The organism is Lachnospira multipara ATCC 19207, assembly GCF_000424105.1.
GTDB lineage: Bacteria > Bacillota > Clostridia > Lachnospirales > Lachnospiraceae > Lachnospira > Lachnospira multipara.
Genome location: NZ_AUJG01000008.1, coordinates 38225 through 56245, shown reverse-complemented (window position 1 = coordinate 56245; position 18021 = coordinate 38225). Strand labels below are relative to the sequence as shown.

Annotated in this window: 12 protein-coding genes; 4 read left to right on the top strand and 8 right to left on the bottom strand. The window is 33.5% G+C overall.

Going from position 1 to position 18021, the window contains the following annotated elements:
• Nucleotides 1-40: 40 nt before the first annotated feature.
• The 4 genes from G600_RS0107840 to G600_RS0107825 form a co-directional block, all read right to left on the bottom strand.
• Nucleotides 41-1123 (bottom strand): undecaprenyldiphospho-muramoylpentapeptide beta-N-acetylglucosaminyltransferase, encoded by a 1083-nt coding sequence (locus G600_RS0107840; protein WP_027431453.1) that lies wholly within the window; start codon nucleotides 1121-1123, stop codon nucleotides 41-43.
• A gap of 2 nt (nucleotides 1124-1125) precedes the next feature.
• The gene (locus G600_RS0107835; RefSeq protein ID WP_027431452.1) at nucleotides 1126-1371 is read right to left on the bottom strand and encodes a TIGR03905 family TSCPD domain-containing protein; all 246 of its coding nucleotides are present in this window, start codon (nucleotides 1369-1371) and stop codon (nucleotides 1126-1128) included.
• A 228-nt stretch (nucleotides 1372-1599) separates the two neighbouring features.
• Complete coding sequence (locus G600_RS15450; protein WP_162141498.1) at nucleotides 1600-7710, bottom strand: pectinesterase family protein; 6111 nt, start codon at nucleotides 7708-7710, stop codon at nucleotides 1600-1602.
• A gap of 328 nt (nucleotides 7711-8038) precedes the next feature.
• Nucleotides 8039-8881: a CpsB/CapC family capsule biosynthesis tyrosine phosphatase gene (locus tag G600_RS0107825; protein WP_027431451.1), complete on the bottom strand. Its 843-nt coding sequence runs from the start codon at nucleotides 8879-8881 to the stop codon at nucleotides 8039-8041.
• Nucleotides 8882-9060: 179 nt separating this feature from the next.
• Between G600_RS0107825 and G600_RS0107820 the strand changes: the two genes are divergently transcribed.
• Both G600_RS0107820 and trhA read left to right on the top strand, forming a co-directional pair.
• Nucleotides 9061-9888, top strand: a complete 828-nt coding sequence (locus tag G600_RS0107820; RefSeq protein ID WP_027431450.1) for a MerR family transcriptional regulator — start codon at nucleotides 9061-9063, stop codon at nucleotides 9886-9888.
• A 244-nt stretch (nucleotides 9889-10132) separates the two neighbouring features.
• Nucleotides 10133-10954, top strand: a complete 822-nt coding sequence (gene trhA / locus G600_RS0107815; protein WP_081669439.1) for a PAQR family membrane homeostasis protein TrhA — start codon at nucleotides 10133-10135, stop codon at nucleotides 10952-10954.
• A gap of 148 nt (nucleotides 10955-11102) precedes the next feature.
• On the opposite strand, the gene G600_RS0107810 is transcribed toward trhA, so the two are convergent.
• The 4 genes from G600_RS0107810 to G600_RS0107795 form a co-directional block, all read right to left on the bottom strand.
• Nucleotides 11103-13574 carry a glycogen/starch/alpha-glucan phosphorylase gene (locus tag G600_RS0107810; protein WP_207637194.1) on the bottom strand — a complete coding sequence of 824 codons (2472 nt, stop codon included), beginning with the start codon at nucleotides 13572-13574 and terminating at the stop codon, nucleotides 11103-11105.
• Between the two features lie 213 nt (nucleotides 13575-13787).
• A complete protein-coding gene (locus G600_RS0107805; RefSeq protein ID WP_027431447.1) occupies nucleotides 13788-14417 on the bottom strand; it encodes an ABC transporter ATP-binding protein in 630 nt (209 codons plus the stop codon).
• On the bottom strand, nucleotides 14401-15141 hold the full coding sequence (locus G600_RS0107800; protein WP_027431446.1) for a hypothetical protein: 741 nt from the start codon (nucleotides 15139-15141) through the stop codon (nucleotides 14401-14403). Before G600_RS0107800 ends, G600_RS0107805 begins: the two co-directional genes overlap by 17 nt.
• Nucleotides 15125-15919 carry a hypothetical protein gene (locus G600_RS0107795; protein ID WP_027431445.1) on the bottom strand — a complete coding sequence of 265 codons (795 nt, stop codon included), beginning with the start codon at nucleotides 15917-15919 and terminating at the stop codon, nucleotides 15125-15127. The genes G600_RS0107800 and G600_RS0107795 overlap by 17 nt, the downstream gene beginning before the upstream one ends.
• 148 nt (nucleotides 15920-16067) lie before the next feature.
• Between G600_RS0107795 and G600_RS0107790 the strand changes: the two genes are divergently transcribed.
• A complete protein-coding gene (locus G600_RS0107790; RefSeq protein ID WP_027431444.1) occupies nucleotides 16068-17591 on the top strand; it encodes a Y-family DNA polymerase in 1524 nt (507 codons plus the stop codon).
• Nucleotides 17588-18016: a hypothetical protein gene (locus G600_RS0107785; protein WP_027431443.1), complete on the top strand. Its 429-nt coding sequence runs from the start codon at nucleotides 17588-17590 to the stop codon at nucleotides 18014-18016. The genes G600_RS0107790 and G600_RS0107785 overlap by 4 nt, the downstream gene beginning before the upstream one ends.
• The last annotated feature ends 5 nt before the right edge of the window (nucleotides 18017-18021 follow it).

Below are 18021 nucleotides of genomic sequence, written 5' to 3'. Positions count from 1 at the left end.
AACACATTTTTCTCTTTCAAAAAAATGTTAACGAAAGCTATTATTTAGAATACTTCTTAATTAATTCAATAATAGTTGAAATGGAATCCGCCTGCTTGCTTTCTCCCATTGTCTTTATGAATTCTTCTCTATTCTCATATAATTTATTGATCTGTTCAAGTAATAGAGCTCCCTGAATCTTATCATCTTTAATTAAATCGTCCTCATCTAATACTAATGAGTAACCATGTTCCTTAAATGACTTAGCATTAAGAATCTGATCACCTCTACTTGCCTTAGCTGATAAAGGGATTAAAAGGTTAGGCTTCTTAAGGGCTAATAATTCGCAAATAGCATTAGCACCTGCTCTTGATACCACAATATCTGCCATAGCAAAGAGGTCTTTCATCTCCTCGCTAATGTATTCAAACTGTCTATAACCTGGTAATGTCTCATACTTGCTTTCTTTCTTACCCTTACCGCATAGATGACACACCTGATAGTTCTCAAGTAGTTCTGGTAAAATGTCGTAAATAGCCTCGTTAACGTGCTTAGCACCTGTACTTCCACCAACTACCAAAACGATTGGCTTCTCTTCATTAAAACCGCAAAGCTTACGACCAGCTTCCTTGCTACCTTTAAGTAATTCCTGTCTTATTGGTGAGCCTGTTAAATGTGCCTTTCCTGCTGGAAGGTACTTAACTGTTTCTGGGAAGTTACAGCAAATGGCTGTGGCCTTCTTCATTGCTATTCTATTGGCAAGACCTGGAGTCATGTCTGATTCGTGTATAATTACAGGAATATGTCTATGTCCTGCTGCAAGCACAACTGGTACAGAAACAAAGCCGCCTTTAGAAAATACCACATCCGGCTTAATCTTTCTTAACTGTCTATTAGCTTGAACTATACCTTTAAGAACTCTAAAGATATCTGATATATTCTTAGCGCTTAAATATCTTCTTAATTTACCTGATGAAATTCCGTGATATTTAACATTTTCCGCTTCAATTAACTGTTTCTCAATTCCATTGTAAGAACCGATGTATTCAATCTCATAACCTGCCTCAACTAATGATGGCATTAAAGCAATATTAGGTGTAACGTGTCCTGCAGTTCCGCCGCCTGTAAGTACAATCTTCTTCACTTTTAAACTTCCTCCTTATACTGTATAAGAGCAGTTGCCAACTGATCAGGGCAAGATGTTCCTTTTCCACCGCAATCGATACCTTTTAATCTCTTGATTGCTTCGTCTATATCCATTCCTTCGACTAATCGTGAAACACCCTGTGTGTTACCATCACAACCGCCTAGGAATTCCACATCACATACTTTTCCATTTTTCACTTCAAAATGTATCTGTCTAGAACAGACTCCTTTAGTCCTATATACCATACTAAATCCTTCTTTCTTGCATAAATACACAATCTCACTAAGTATAGCATACTTGATTTTGAAATTAAACCAACAAAAGGTTGATTAACGAAAATAGCCGCCTGCATAAAGCAAGCGACTACTCCCGTTGTTGTCTATAGTTTTATATGAGATATAGCAATAAAGATTATTACTTTGTCTCCATCATAATTGGTCCTAATCTAATTAAGAACCCTGTTCTAAGTTATCTTAGAACTCTCTCTTCTTTGAAACAACTGCAAGTGTCATAGCTGATAACATTGCAATGATGATAAATACAGCTAAGCTGTTAGCATCTGCAGTATTCTTATCTGTTGTTGCAACCTCTGAAGAATCTGCTGCAACTACATCTGTATCTGCTGCGATTTCTCCAGTAACTACAGCTGTGTCAGCTGCAACTTCTGTTGTCTCTTTATTAATTTCTTCAGTAGCAATTTCGCCACTAACAACTAATGTTGCACTAGCGTAACCACCTTCTGAAAGGATTCTCACTTCATGATTACCTGATGATAATGATGCTACATAATCAGCATTTAATGTAATAATTGTTGAACCAGCCTTAGCTGTGTAGTTTGAAGGATCAATTACTACACCATCTACTGATACACCCTTAAAGAGTGAGAAGTCAGCTTCTGATCTAAGTACTACATCTACCTTATCACCAACATTTACTGTCTGGTTAGCACCTTCAAGCATTTCAAAGATTGTATCTTCGTCTGCTGCCACTTCTTCTGAAGGATCTTCTGAAGGAGTTTCTGTTGAAGGTTCTGTTGAAGGTTCTGTTGGTTCTTCTGTTGAAGGCTCTTCTGTAGATGGTTCTGTTGGCTCTTCTGAAGCATTAGCTGGGTAAACTTCTACTCCATCAACTACTAACTTAATATTTGTAAATGTTACGTCTGCCTGTCTTGCAACAAACATACCAACATATACGTAATCTGAATCTACCTTAGTTAAAGCGAAATCAAATCCGCCTGTAACTGCTGTTTCATTACCGAATGTACAAGCATATCCATCTGAGTTGCTCTGAATCTTAAGATCAAAGCTATCTCCAGCGTTAATAGCTGTGTAGTTTTCACAAGCACCACCGCTTGTAAGTACGCCTGACTTTCTAGCAAAGCAATTCCACATGCTAGAACCCTTTGTAATCTTTAAAGGACCAGCTGCAACATAATCACCTAATGCATCAGAAAGTGATGTATCAAGATACATGTCATCTCTTGCCATTAAACCAAAGGATACCTGATCATTTTGTGTAATACTATTAACTGTTGCAGTTGCTGTTAAAGTAAATGTAGATCCTACTGGAATCTTATAATAATACATTGCAAGTCCATCAACTGTTGAAGCAATCTTACCATTGCCCTTTAATGCTGCAATTCTTACTCCACCGTTAACTTCCTCTAATGCGAAGTTATCTGTTGAAATCTTATCTGTACCACCTACATTACCAAATACTGAACCACTCCAAATGCCTACATTTTTCCAAATGCTTGAGCTTGTTCCTTCAGCAATTGGTGTGTAGTCAGCTTCTGTGTATTCTGGGTTTACTACTAAAGTATCTGCCTTAGTTGGAGCCTGTGCAGAAACAATATACTTAGCTAAGCTATTATCTGTTTCCTTAACAGCCTGTGTTAAAAGGTAAGCCCAATATGTTGCACCGTAGATATTAGCATGTGTATTATCTACTGATGACTCACTTGATGAATTCCAAGCATGTAAGTAAAGTGTTTCACTAGCACCAAGTTCGTCATATAAGTTCTTAGTAAGTGTTGTCATATCAACAACAGTAATTCCTAAATCCTTACCTAAATCTCTAATTGCCTGTGCGTAATCGCCACCCTCATACTCACCTGATTTAGATGTAATATGAAGATTTGAATTTGACCATTCTCCTGTAGCTGTTCTTCTTACTACTGGTGTACAAAGAATTACAGTTACGCCCTTTTCCTGTGCAATCTTAATGTAGTTTTCGTAAAGTGAATTTGCGAAACTACCCTCTGTTGTATAATTTCCGTTTGGATTTGTATATCTATCTGCTTCTGCCTTCTCGTCGTTATGACCAAAGCCAATTACAAGGTAATCGCCTTCCTGCATACCATTTATTAATGTAGTGTATTCCTTATCATTTACATAACTCTTTGAAGATCTACCTGATAGAGCTAAGTTCTGAACTGTTATATTAGAAGTTAAGTACTTATATAACTGTGTTCCATAGCCATATCTTGGATAGTAATATGCATCATTAAATGAAGATACTGTTGAGTCACCAACTACCCATAAAGTATGTGGTGTTGTATCAGCTTCTTCAGCAGGTGTTTCAGGCTCTGCTGGAGTCTCTGGCTCTGTTGGAGTTTCTGGAGTCTCTGTATTGTTCTTAAGTTCTTCTGCCTTAGTTGTAATTGTAGTAAACATATCCTGTGTATAAGTCTTAAGTAATACGTCTTCTGTATCAATTACACCATCTTTATTTACTGTAAATTCAACATCTCCGTTAGCCTTAACACCACTTGTCTTAGTAGGTGCCTTAACATACTTAGAGATATTTAAGTTACGATTCTGAATTTCTTCAGCCATAAGTCCTGCTGATACTAATCCGCCTAACTTACTTGAATGTGTGCTATCACCGCTGCATAAAAGCTTTGATGCTGTTTTTGAAACTCCATTAGCTGCATTAGGATCATTAGCATATGTTTCTTCATATAAATCCTTAGTTAGCTGGAATTCATCAATTAACATTACATCTTCTTCACTTGCTAACTGCTTAACTGCTTCAACATATGAGTTATATGAATTTTCTGGTACATATGAACCTGCATATGTGTCTGTCTTATCAGTTGCATCGTGATGTGGTCTAATCTTTCCTTCTGCTGTGAAGTAAAGTCTTGCCACTGGTGTTACAAGTACAGGTGTTGCACCTGCTTCTCTTGCAACGTTAATATACTGTAATAAATACCATTTATATGTTCCACCACAATCATATGAATAGAATGTATCACCATATCTATCCTGAAGTGATGTTGGTGTTGCTACCTTAGTTCCTGCTGTTACAGGGAAGATTCCGTTAGCATCAGGCTGTCCTAGTGGAACATATCTATCTTCTCTATAACCTATTTCATTAGCACAGTCATTATGACCAAACTGAATGAATAAGTAATCGCCCTTCTTAATATTAGCTGCAATCTTATCTAGGCTGCCTTCATTAATGAAGTTTCTAGAACTTCTACCACCATTAGCGTAGTTAACAACATTTACCACATCACTATCAAAATAATCCTGTAGATATTCGCCCCAAGAACCTTCTGACTGTGACTTTCCGCCATTATACATACCCTTAGTAGAGTAATCCTTTACTGTTGAATCACCAGCAAGATAGATATTAATTCCATCACCAATTGTTGGATCTGTAATCTTTCCTGTTGGGTCTTCGTATCCTTCTCTTACAAATGCATCTGTAGTTACTGACTTAGTTTCACCCTTCTGGCCTGAAATTGTCTGAGCTTCTACTTCAAGGCAAATGTGCTTTGATACTGCTGCATCTGTAATCTTGTATGTTCTATCTACACTTGCTGTAGATGTCTTTACTAATTCCTTAGATCCATCATCTGATACAATATACCATCTAAGTACTGATGCATCTGCCTTCATGTTATCACCAAGGTCATAGCATGCTGTTAATACATGTCCTGGATAAGGAGCATTAATATCTCCGTTATCAATCATGTATGGATCCTTTTCAAATTTAACGCCTTCTGTTTCTGTTACAAGACTAACTGGTGTCCAATCGCCAAAGTATTCAGATAAGCTAACACTGTTTGCTTCATTTTCATCAATTACGCCTGTAACTCTCTTAGATAAGTCAACCACGCTGCCATCAGTATATGTTGAATTAAATTCTCTATATCTAGCATTTTCTGGCTTGTTAGAACTCATTGTTGTCCAACCTTCATCTAAGATTAAGTCGCTACATATCTTAGTATTAAGATATGTTACATTAGCCTTATCTCCCCAAGGTCTACCAAGGTATCCCTTAGTTACTGTTAAATCATCATTAGCTGAAATTGTACAATTTCTAAATAAATAACCTGCATTAGCACTTGGCTTCATAGCTGTAATATAACCACCTACTGAACCTGTGCTATATCCATAAAACTTTAATTCACATGCATCAAATACACAATTACCATCACCAAAGATATAATCTGTGTTACCTTCAATCTGGCAATGTAAGAAATAAAGTCTAGCATCTGTATTTCCTGTGTAGAGTGTATCCTGGCTACCAAGGAACTTACAATTTGTCATTTCAACATCTGTAGCTTCTACAGCAAATGCTGTTGCTCTTTCTGTTGCTGCCTTAGAAGTTACATCTGCACCATATCTTCTAACAAATGCGATAGAACCATCTGATACTACACCATCTTCTAATTCTTCATCTGTTAAGTATCTGTTAAATGATGCTTCAAATGTAATTCCATCAGCTCTAAATGAATCAGCATTACCTGTTACATAAACTGATGCACCCCACTTAGCAGGGCCATTTTTATCAAATTTATCATATTCGTTTTCAGCATTATAAAATCCTGAATCATCAATACTATAATACTTATAACCAATACCGTAATACCATGTTAACTTAACTTCTTCATTAGTATCATTTACAAAAGAAATAAAAGGAGTATTAACTCTAATCTGCTCTCTGTATGTTCCAGGAGCAATATGAATTGTAATTCTTTCAGTTTCTGAACTTGGGTTCATTAAAGAAGCTGCTTCTACTGCTTCACTAACTGTGTTGTAGTTTAAGCTTCCCTTATCTTCATAACCTACATAAAGATCAGGAACTCTAGTTAATGCATCCTTAGCTGTTGTTGATACAAACATAAGTGCCTTAGTAACATCTGCACCATTTACAACTACATGAGTTGTTGTTCTGTATCCATCAATATCTACTACTGCTTTATAAGAACCATCACGAAGTGAAATCTTATATCCATTATCTGTAACTGTTGCTGTGTATTCGTAAGAATCATCTAAGTTTACAAACTTAAGTGAACTTGGCTTAACACCGTTATTTCCTGTAAATTCACCATTTACTGAATACATTGGCTTAAGCGCAACCTCAATATCCTGTTGTGTGTTATCCTTACAATTTACACTAGCTCCATTAATGATTTCATAATCATTAACGCCCTTTAACTCTGCTGTATAAGTTTCTTCAGCTTCTAAACTAGCGTTAAAGCTTCCATCTGTTGCTATATTAAGTGTTACGTCTTCTGCCATTTCATCTTCTGGATGCATAATTACAGCAAGCTTTGAAATATCATAATCGCTGGCAAATCCTGTAACTTTACCTGTGTAATCACAAAGTTTCTTTTCTTCGATCTTAATTGTTTTATTAGAAATTCCTGTAAGGGCATCATTAAGACTTGTTGTAATTGTCTTTGTCTCTTTAGTTGTACCGTAACCCTTAACACCAATAACATTAGCTGTATATTCTTCATCAGCTGCAAGTACAACTGTGAAATTTCCATTAGCATCTACATTAGCATCAGTTGTAGCACCTGTGCTATCACATGTAAATCTTAATGTGTAATCAGTTAATGAAATACCCTGTGTATCAATTTTTCCAGATACCGCAACACCTGGAATTCTTACTATTCTGTTATACACTGGCTTACCTGCTGCCTTATCTGGGTATATTTTATAATTACCATCGTACTGAGCAATAAATTCATGCTTTACTCCAACGTTAGTAATAGGCTGACCTTCTAGCTGTGATTTAGTCTCATCACCATCTTCGTATCTAAAGTAAATTGTTGATTCAGCAGCATTACTTGTGCCCATATATACAACAATTTTATCTCCTGCCTTTACATTGGCAATATCCATACATCTATTTTGATCAGAGCCTGTACCGTTACAATAATACATACCCATAGCATTGTATCCATCATCATACTTTGTCTGTGCAATATTGTTTAGACCAGCTGTCTTAGTTTCAGCTTTACGATAAACTCTATCTTGTCCAATATAAGTAAGCTTTAAATCATCCCAAGTGATTGTTGCAACTTCGTTCTTATTTTGAACAAATCTACCATTATCACCCAACTTATCATAGTCATCCCAGAATGTTGCACTAATATGGTTGTCATATTTGCTTGTATCTGTTTCTTGTACACCACCAAAATCCCAAACATCGATTTTTCTAGTTGGATTTGAAGCTGCACTAGCAAATGTAACACCACTAAAAATTGTAGTAGCTGTCAAAACTGCGGCACAGACACTACTACTAATTCGTCTAAAAAGACTTCTAGTTCTGTGTTTCATATTTAGTTGTCCTCCCTTAAAAATGTAAGAGGAAAATATTAAGATTAGTGCAAAAAAATCTATCATGGATATATAGCATCCATAATAGATTCCTATGCCTATTAGACATATAATCCTCCCCAAAACAATTAAACCCTAACACCCCTGTTAGAATATGTTACAACTATTTTAAAGAGCTAATGCTCTTTAAAACCACCTTAGAGAATGCGGGTAATCTAAGATGAATAGAAAATGTACTTGCTACACATACATTTCCTACTAGTTGTATATTAATTATAAAGTCTGACATAGTGTCAAGGTCAACGCTTTGGAGGGATTTTTCCTGTATTTAAATTGTATTTTTTATGTATTTATCGATAATTATTTTCTTGGCATTTTCTCTGAAAATGTTTCTTGAGTACTCTTCAGAACAATGTCTTGTAACATAGTCTCTAGCAGCGGAAAGTACGGGAACTCTACTTGTTAGGTTATGAGCGTCGCTAGCCACAAAATCCACCAGGTAGTTTTTTATCAATTTTTTGGCACAGCGTCTTGTATTAGTTCTTCCACTTGCAAATAGGGAATCAGCATTTATCTGAATGTATGCTCCCATTTCCCTTAGCTCTTTTATAAGCATTGGCTTTTCTGCAATACAGGCATATCTTTCCACATGAGCTACAATTGGCTGAAAGCCTGCTAAAAAGCAATCTGTAACTCCTCTTTTTATAGTCTCAAAATCTGTAATAAAGGAAAACTCTAATAAAATGTTTCTAGTAGCGCACATTCTAATTCCCATTAGATCTTTCATTCTATAATCATTTTTACTATCGTCTTCTTTGCCCCATTCATATTCAAACTTTTTTGTCTCGGGATCTTTTACATTTTCCACATCCTCAAAGGTATCTGAGCTATAATAGACTTCTCGTCCGAGATATAAAGATAATTCTGGCAACTCCTTTGCCACTTTTCTTTGGAGTGTATTAAAATTTCTTTGGATCAATTCATATGGTGCCTTACCTCTTTTAGGTGAATAATGGGGAGTTATAACAATGTCCCAAATCCCATCTTCTCTAGCCATCTTTAACATTTCCATAGACATTTCCAAATTTCTAGAGCCATCATCCACTCCAAAGAGCATGTGATTATGTATATCAATCATTGTCCAATCATAAGTATATTTTCTAGCAAACAATATTTAATCCTCCAGTATTCTATTCAATTACGCGCCCCTTCAGCTCTTTGCATGATAGCATATAATTCAATTTACTACAATTTTATTTTATAATTTAGGTCATTTTTGTTTTGCTCTTTTCTAGAATTTCTACTAAAATTAAATTGTGAATATAAATACTATAAGAAAGGATTGGATTTATGAAATACAAAATCAGTGATCTTGCAAGACTTATGAATGTGTCTACTAATACCATAAGACGTTATGAGAACATGGGCTATTTCACTTCTGACAGAGATCCTTCTAATAGCTATAGAATGTATGATGAAGAAAGTGTCTTCCAAGCTCTTAATGCTAGACTTCTTAGAAAATATGGCTTTTCCCATGAGGAACTCGCGGCCATGAATACATTTTCAATGGAAGAAAATATTACTGCATACCAAGAGAAAATGAAAGAACTAGAAGACACCATCTCTAATTTAAAGAATATTCACCATCGTATTAAGGATGACATTAAACTAATGCAAAAGGCTACAAGCAGTGTGGCGCAGCCATATTTTAAGGACTGTGTGGATCTATATTACAGTCTTTATTCTGAAGGTAGCAAGCTTGCTAAAGATGCAAAACATCAGGAGATTTTAAACAACTTTATCTATAATTATCCCGAGGTTCAAAGAATCTATCTTATGAAAAAAAAGGACATCGATAATAAGAGCTACACTCTTTGTTCTGGTTGGGCCGTTAAGGGCTACTTAGCCGAGAAAGTCAATTTAACTACTAATGAATTTGTTCACTATTATCCAACTACTAAATCAATTATGTGTATGGAAAAGATTTCTACTGATGAATTAAACGAAGGAGATGGCTGTCTAATTTTCCACAAATTGAGCCAAAACATCATGCAGATTATGAAGGATACTAACTCTACACTTAATGGTGACATTATTGGTGTCACTGTTTCTAAGTGTTTTGAGGATGGAAAGGAGATGCTATACATTTTAATTAGCGCTCCAGTTTCCAGCAAATAAGTCCATATATTTATAGCTTTTAAGGGAAAATGTTTACATTTTCCCTTTTTTTGTAAATACTTTTAGAAGATTTTTACTTGCTTTATTAACAATGTGGTAGTATTATTGTCTTACAGATGTAGTTTTGAAAACTACATACAAAAGTAATCAATAACCACATGTCTAGTAACAACAACAGTAACGCTGCTGTTTTGGAAGCTTTACTAAACTATACATATACATCGCTAATAGAGGAGGTATAAATATGGACTATTTAAGACCAATTAACAACAGTACAATTAATCTTGATAATTCTATTTTTAAGAACACTTTCCGTCTTCGTGATACTTATGGCGGAAATTCTGTTTATCGTCATAAGAAGGAGAATCACATTATTAGACTTATCTCCTTTGATAAACTAAAGGAGAGAGGAAACTTTAGGTTAAAGGATCCGGGAAGTGCTATCACACACTTAATAGCCATGATTCTAGCAATTATTGCTATGCCTGCTATGGTTTATCAGGCATCAACTACTAATAATATTGTAAATGTTATTTCAGTTACAGTATTTATGCTTAGTATGATTGCACTTTATGCAGCTAGTACAACATATCATTCTTATGATATTTCTGCTTCTGCCAATAAGATTTTGAAAAAATTAGACCACAGCATGATTCCTGTTTTAATTGCCGGTAGTTACACTCCTATTTGTCTTGTGGCTCTTCACAATACAGTGGGTTTTGTAATGCTTTCTATAGTTTGGGGACTTGCTCTTATTGCTATTGCCTTTAAGCTTTTATGGGTTACTTGTCCAAAATGGGTCTCTTCTGTAATTTATCTAATCATGGGATGGACTTGTATTATGGCCTTTCCTCAGATTTTAGCAGCAGTTCCACTTGCAGGTTTCATCTGGCTTTTTGCCGGTGGCGTTATGTATAGCGTTGGTGCAATTATTTATGCATTAAAGCCTATTAAGTTTGATATGGCTCATCCAAATTTTGGCAGCCATGAGATTTTCCACCTCTTTGTTATGGCTGGAAGTCTTTGCCACTACATTATGATTTTTACTTATGTTGCAACTATGTAAACTGTCAAGACTCGCTCGTAAGTCTAGCGCCGGATTCGGGTCTGCTTCAGCATTAAATTATAAAATCAAAAAAGCCTATAACCTTTGACTTTATCTATCGTCTCTGGTTATAGGCTTTATTTTTTAAATATTTTTTAAGTCTTAAATCTTACATCTCAACATGAACTTTTTCTAACTTCCAAATATCTTTTACATATTCTTCAATTGTTCTATCAGATGAGAACTTTCCTGACTTTGCAGTATTTAGCATTACTGACTTTGCCCAGCCTGCCTTATCTTTATATCTCTTATCAATTTCTTCCTGTGCCTTAGCATAAGACTTGAAATCCTTTAAGATAAAGTAAATATCGGCTCTTCTTCCATCCTGGAAATTAAGTAATGAATTGTAAATGTCTCTAAACTCTTCAGGATCATTTTCAGAATACTTTCCATTAATGAGTTCCATAAGAACTTCTCTAACATCCTGATCTTCATTAAAGATTTCCATTGGATCATATCCGCCTTCATTTTCGTACTTAATTACCTCATCTGAGCTAAGTCCGAAAATAACTGCATTTTCTTCGCCAACTTCCTGAACAATTTCTACATTTGCACCATCCATTGTTCCAAGAGTTATAGCACCGTTGAGCATAAACTTCATGTTGCCAGTTCCTGAAGCTTCCTTTGATGCAGTTGAAATCTGTTCTGATACATCTGCTGCCGCAAAGATTATCTCACCGTTTGATACTCTGTAGTTTTCAATAAAGACAACCTTTATCTTGCCAGATATTGAAGCATCGTTATTGATTACATTTGCCACATTATTAATAAGCTTAATTGTCTGCTTAGCGATTCTATATCCAGCTGCTGCCTTAGCTCCAAAGATAAATGTTCTTGGCTCCATATCAAAAGTTGGATCACTCTTTAACTTGTTATAAAGGTACATTACATGAAGGATGTTTAATAACTGTCTCTTGTATTCGTGTAATCTCTTAACCTGAACATCAAAGATTGAGTTAGGATCCACATCAATTCCATTGTACTTCTTTATGTACTCTGCAAGTCTTACCTTATTCTTATATTTAATATTCATAAATTCTTGCTGAGCCTTTTTATCATCTACATAAAGTGATAACTTGTCGATCTGCTTAAGGTCTGTTATCCAGCCATCACCAATCTTGTCTGTAATCCATTCTGCAAGAAGTGGGTTACCATGAAGTAAGAATCTTCTCTGTGTGATACCATTTGTCTTATTATTAAACTTCTCTGGCATCATCTCGTAGAAATCCTTTAATTCTTGCTTCTTTAAGATTTCTGTATGAAGCTTTGCAACACCATTTACTGAATATCCTGCACAAATTGCTAAATGAGCCATCTTTACCTGACCATCATAAATAATAGCCATCTTTCTAATTTTTTCCTGGTCTCCTGGATACTTAGCCTTAATCTTTTCTACAAATCTTCTATTGATTTCCTCTACGATTTGATAAATTCTAGGTAATAATCTAGAGAAGAGTTCGATTGGCCATTTTTCAAGAGCCTCTGCCATAATTGTATGATTTGTATAGGCAACAGTCTTGCTTGTTATATCCCATGCCTGATCCCAATCGAGTCCATTTTCATCCATAAGTATACGCATAAGTTCTGCAACTGTAACTGTTGGATGTGTATCATTAAGTTGGAATGTAACCTTTTCATATAACTTAGAAACATCGCCACCATGCATATTCTTATATCTATCAACCGCTCTTTGAACTGATGCTGATACAAAGAAATATTGCTGCTTTAATCTTAATTCCTTACCTGCATAATGATTATCATTTGGATATAACACTTCTACTAAATTCTTAGCAAGATTTTCCTCTTCAATAGCCTTTTGATAATCTCCCTTATCAAATGAATTTAGATTGAATTTTACTACAGGTTCAGCATCCCATATTCTAAGTGAATTAACTGTATTATTACCGTATCCTAGTATTGGCAAATCATATGGAACAGCTATTACTGAGCGATAATCTTCTTGTACAAAATTATCTCGTCCTGTCTTTTCGTCTTTTACAACCTTTACATATCCACCAAATTTTACCTCATAACGATACTCAGCCCTTTTAATTTCAAATGGATAACCATCTCTTAACCAATCATCCGGTGTTTCTATTTGATATCCATCTTTAATTTCCTGCTTAAACATACCATATCTATATCTGATTCCACATCCATATGATGGATATTCAAGTGTTGCTAAAGAATCAAGGAAACAAGCTGCAAGTCTACCAAGACCACCATTACCAAGAGCTGGATCTGGTTCTTGATCTTCTATTTCATTAATATCTAAATCCAACTCTTCTAACGCTTTTTTAATTTCCTTATACTGCATCAAATTAATCATATTATTTCCAAGTGCTCTGCCCATCAAAAATTCCATAGACATATAATAGACGACTTTTGGATCTTCCTTGTCATATTGCTTATGAGTTGCAATCCACTTATCCATAATTAAATCTTTTACCGCATATGCTACTGATTGAAATCTTTGCTGTTGGCTTGCCTCATCTAATGTTTTTCTGTATAAAGACTTACAATTTCCAACTACGGCTTTTTTAAATTCTTCTTTATCAAATTTAGCCTTATGTATTGCCATAACTCCTCCATTCTGCTAAGTCTATACCTGATCCCCTCCAAGAAATCGTATAACTTACACCCAAAAATTTCTAAAAATATTATACTAAACCATAACTATTATTGCAATCTATTATATATTTTAAAAATATAACGCAAAAAGAGAAGTATAAGCTTTTACCGCTATTACTTCTCTTTTTCATAAATTGATAATTTCACAGCTCTTCTAATTATTTTACATTAACTTTGCTGTATGATTTTCAATTTTATATACTTTAGAACATAATTCTTCTATCATTGATGAATCATGACATGTTATAATGATTAATTTTCCTGCTTCTTTTCTCTTTTTTATCATTTCAACCACAACTGCTTCTGTAGCTTCATCTAATGCATTAAAAGGTTCATCAAGAATTATTAATTCCGGCTCTTCTAAAAACGCCATTGCAATACCTAATTTTTGTCTCATACCCAATGAGTATTTTTTTACTTTCTTTTTATCTTGCCAATCAAGACCAACTTCATTAAGTAATTCTTTTATTTCATCATCTGATGCAATTTTCTTAATAGACGCTAATTCTTTTAAATTATCAAAGGCACTATAATGTTCTATAAATCCTGGTGTCTCAATTAAAACGCCAACACTATCAAGGTATTTTTTACTTGTATCAACCTTAACTCCATCAATAATAATATCCCCCTTTGATTTCATAAAACCACAAAGGCACTTCATTATCATTGTCTTACCTGATCCATTTCGACCCACTAAGCCATAAATATTACCACTTTCAAATTCCATATTTACATTTTCTATTATTACATTTCCATCTAGCTTTTTCTCGAGATTCTCAAGTTTTATTTTCATCATATTCCTCCCTATTAACTACATATTTTAACACTACTAATCCTACAATTATCATTAAACAGTATAATAATATAAATATGAAATTAATATTATTTGCTATAGAATCATATTTATAAGATGCTAATATATTTACATGCAAAAGATACTCCGAAACATTTATAAATATAAATTCTATCATTATTGAAACCACCTTCATATGTATTAAATGATATATTATATTATAAAGTATATAAATCATTTCGAAATTCACATATAAAATCAAGAACAACTTTATAACTATATTAATAAATAATACATTTGATGTACTCATTGTCTTGAATGCATAATAAGAGTGTGAACTACTCCAATTAATATCTTGCATTATGTTATATCTAGCATATAAAACAAAAATTGTAATAATTAAAAAAGTATACACAAATGTTATAATAGAGTAATTTTTTGCTTCTAATAAAATCCTTGAAAAATTAGATTTATATTTTATTTTAAAATTTATCTTTTCATGCCTTACACTTACTATCATTGCATATATAGCAGTCATCAATATAAACATATAAGAGTTAATTATCTTCCCTATTGTTATAACAATAATATCAACTCTAGAACCTTCTGCTAAATACGATGCAACATTAATACTATCTATTGCATATTTTGCTTGAAAATATCCATATACTAAAATTATAATTGGCAACCATATTACACTTAATATTTTACTTAAAATCCTCATCCACTTTACCACTCAATACTACTATTCCTGCAATTGAAATCGCTATAATTATCAAAGCTAAAATTATATTGGCATATACTACATTGGTACTTATTGCTCTTTTAAACATCAACAAATTCCCTATATATCCCTCTAAGTTCAGATAAACCGTAGCAACAATCAACATAATAATTATAACACTAGATAATAAAATATTTATAATAAATGACAACAAAAACATTAAAGAAATAAATGCCAACATTACGATTAACATAATCAGAATATTTATCAGCATATTTTCAGAAAAAACTTCGCCTGATTTACTTGTATCAATATAAGTATTTAGTGATTTTAAATTATCTCTTTGTATGTCTTTTTTATTCAAAAACGCATAAAAACAAACCGCAACAAATTGAATTACTATGGTTAAAATTGTTATTAACACACTTGTTATATATCTTGAAAATAACCATATTTTTTTATCATTTAATTTTAGAAGTTCTGTTTTGAAAAATGTATCCTTACTCTCATTAATATATAATGCTGTAATCAATATTGGATATATACAATTAAATATCCATAGCCCTGATGGAATAATTTCTATGCTATCTTTTGGAAATGGCATACCTCTATATAAAAAGAAAAGGTATTTATTAATATCCGTGCATGAAAGGCATATACTCCTATTATCTACTTGCAAACAACTTATTATTGTAATTATTACAGGTAATATAAATAATAAAATTCTCTCTAATATCCCATGTTTTAAACATCTCTTTAATTCTCTTATAAATTTCATTTTACTCCTTTGAAATTTTATAATTTTAATCAAATTATATACTTCTATATCTTTTTCGTCAATTAATTTATGAAATTTATTGACTTATCATTAACTTGAACATCTGTTCTAGTTGTGATACAATTATATGTGAAAGGAGTAGCTTTTTATGGAAAATTATTTTATAGCCATTGATTTAAAATCATTTTATGCATCAGTTGAATGTGTTGAGCGCGGACTAGATCCTCTATCAACACACCTTGTCGTTGCTGATGAATCTAGAACTGAAAAAACCATATGTTTAGCAGTTACTCCTTCACTTAAAGCTTATGGAATTTCTGGTAGAGCTAGACTTTTTGAAGTTGTTGCAGGGGTTAAAGAAATTAATGCTGCAAGAAGAATCAATGCAAAGAATCACCAATTTAATTCCACTTCTACAGATGCTACTATATGTAATTCAGACCCTAATGTAGAAGTTGACTTTATCAGAGCTGTTCCTAGAATGCAATTATACATGGATTATTCCACAAGAATTTATAATATTTACCTTAAGTATATTGCTCCTGAAGACATTCATGTCTACTCAATTGATGAAGTTTTCATAGATGCAAGTCACTATCTTAATACTTATAAGATGACAGCTAAAGAACTCGCTCTACATATGATTAAAGATATTCTTAATGAAACTGGAATCACTGCTACAGCAGGGATTGGCACTAATCTGTATCTTTGTAAAGTTGCTATGGATATCGTTGCTAAACATATGCCTGCTAATGAAGATGGCGTAAGAATTGCTCAGATAGATGAATATAGTTATCGTAAATACTTATGGAATCATAGACCTTTAACAGACTTTTGGAGAGTTGGTAGAGGTTATGCTAAAAAACTAGAAGCCCACGGTCTTTACACAATGGGAGATATTGCCCGCTGTTCTATCGGCTCTCCTAATGAATATTACAACGAAGATTTACTTTATGAATTTTTTGGAATTAATGCAGAATTACTTATTGACCACGCTTGGGGATGGGAACCTGTATCAATAGCTGACATTAAGGCCTATAAGCCAAGCACGAATAGCCTTAGCCAAGGACAAGTTCTTCACTGTCCCTATGAGTATGATAAGGCAAGAATTGTTGTTTCAGAAATGGCAGATGCACTTAGTCTTGATTTGGTTGACAAAAAACTAATGACTGACCAAATCGTTTTAACAATAGGCTATGATATTAATAATCTGAATGAACCTAATCGCCTAGCTAATTTTAAAGGTTCAATAAAAATAGATCATTATGGTAGACGCATTCCCGAACATGCCCATGGAACTGCTAATTTTAATAGTCACACATCATCTTCAAGAGAAATTATTAAATTAGTAGATTCTTTATATGAACGAATTGTAGATAAGAATCTTCTTATAAGAAGAATAACCCTTGTTGCAAATCATGTATTAGCCGAGGATAAAGTTACTAACAACTCGCCTTTACTTGGACAACTTGATTTATTTACTGACTATGACAAACTCGAAAAAGAAACTAAGAAAAAAGAAGAAGAACTAAAAAAAGAGAAGTCTATTCAAAAAGCTCTTCTTGATATAAAAAAGAAATACGGTAATAACGCCATTGTAAAGGGTACTAATTTACAAGAAGGTGCAACTGCCATGGACAGAAATAGACAAATAGGAGGACATAAAGCATGACTTTTAATCAATCAGATAAATATAATGATATTATTAACCTTGAACATCATCAATCAAAGCATCATGCTCATATGTCTATACATGACAGAGCTGCGCAATTTTCACCTTTTGCCGCTCTTACAGGTTATGATTCACAAGTTCAAGAAACAGCGCGTCTAACTGAAGCTTACAAAGAATTAGATAATTATGACTTAGATAAATTAGACCTGCAGATTAATCAATTATTATCTTTAGATGATTACAAAAAAGTTTCTGTGACAATTAATTATTTCTCACCAGATAATAAAAAAGAAGGAGGTAAATACCTCCTTCTAACTGGTTTCATAAAAAAAATTGATACAATCAATAAAGAAATAATCATGGACAATGATCAACATATAAATTTTAAATTTATAACCGATATTCAGATATCAGATATTTCATAATTTAT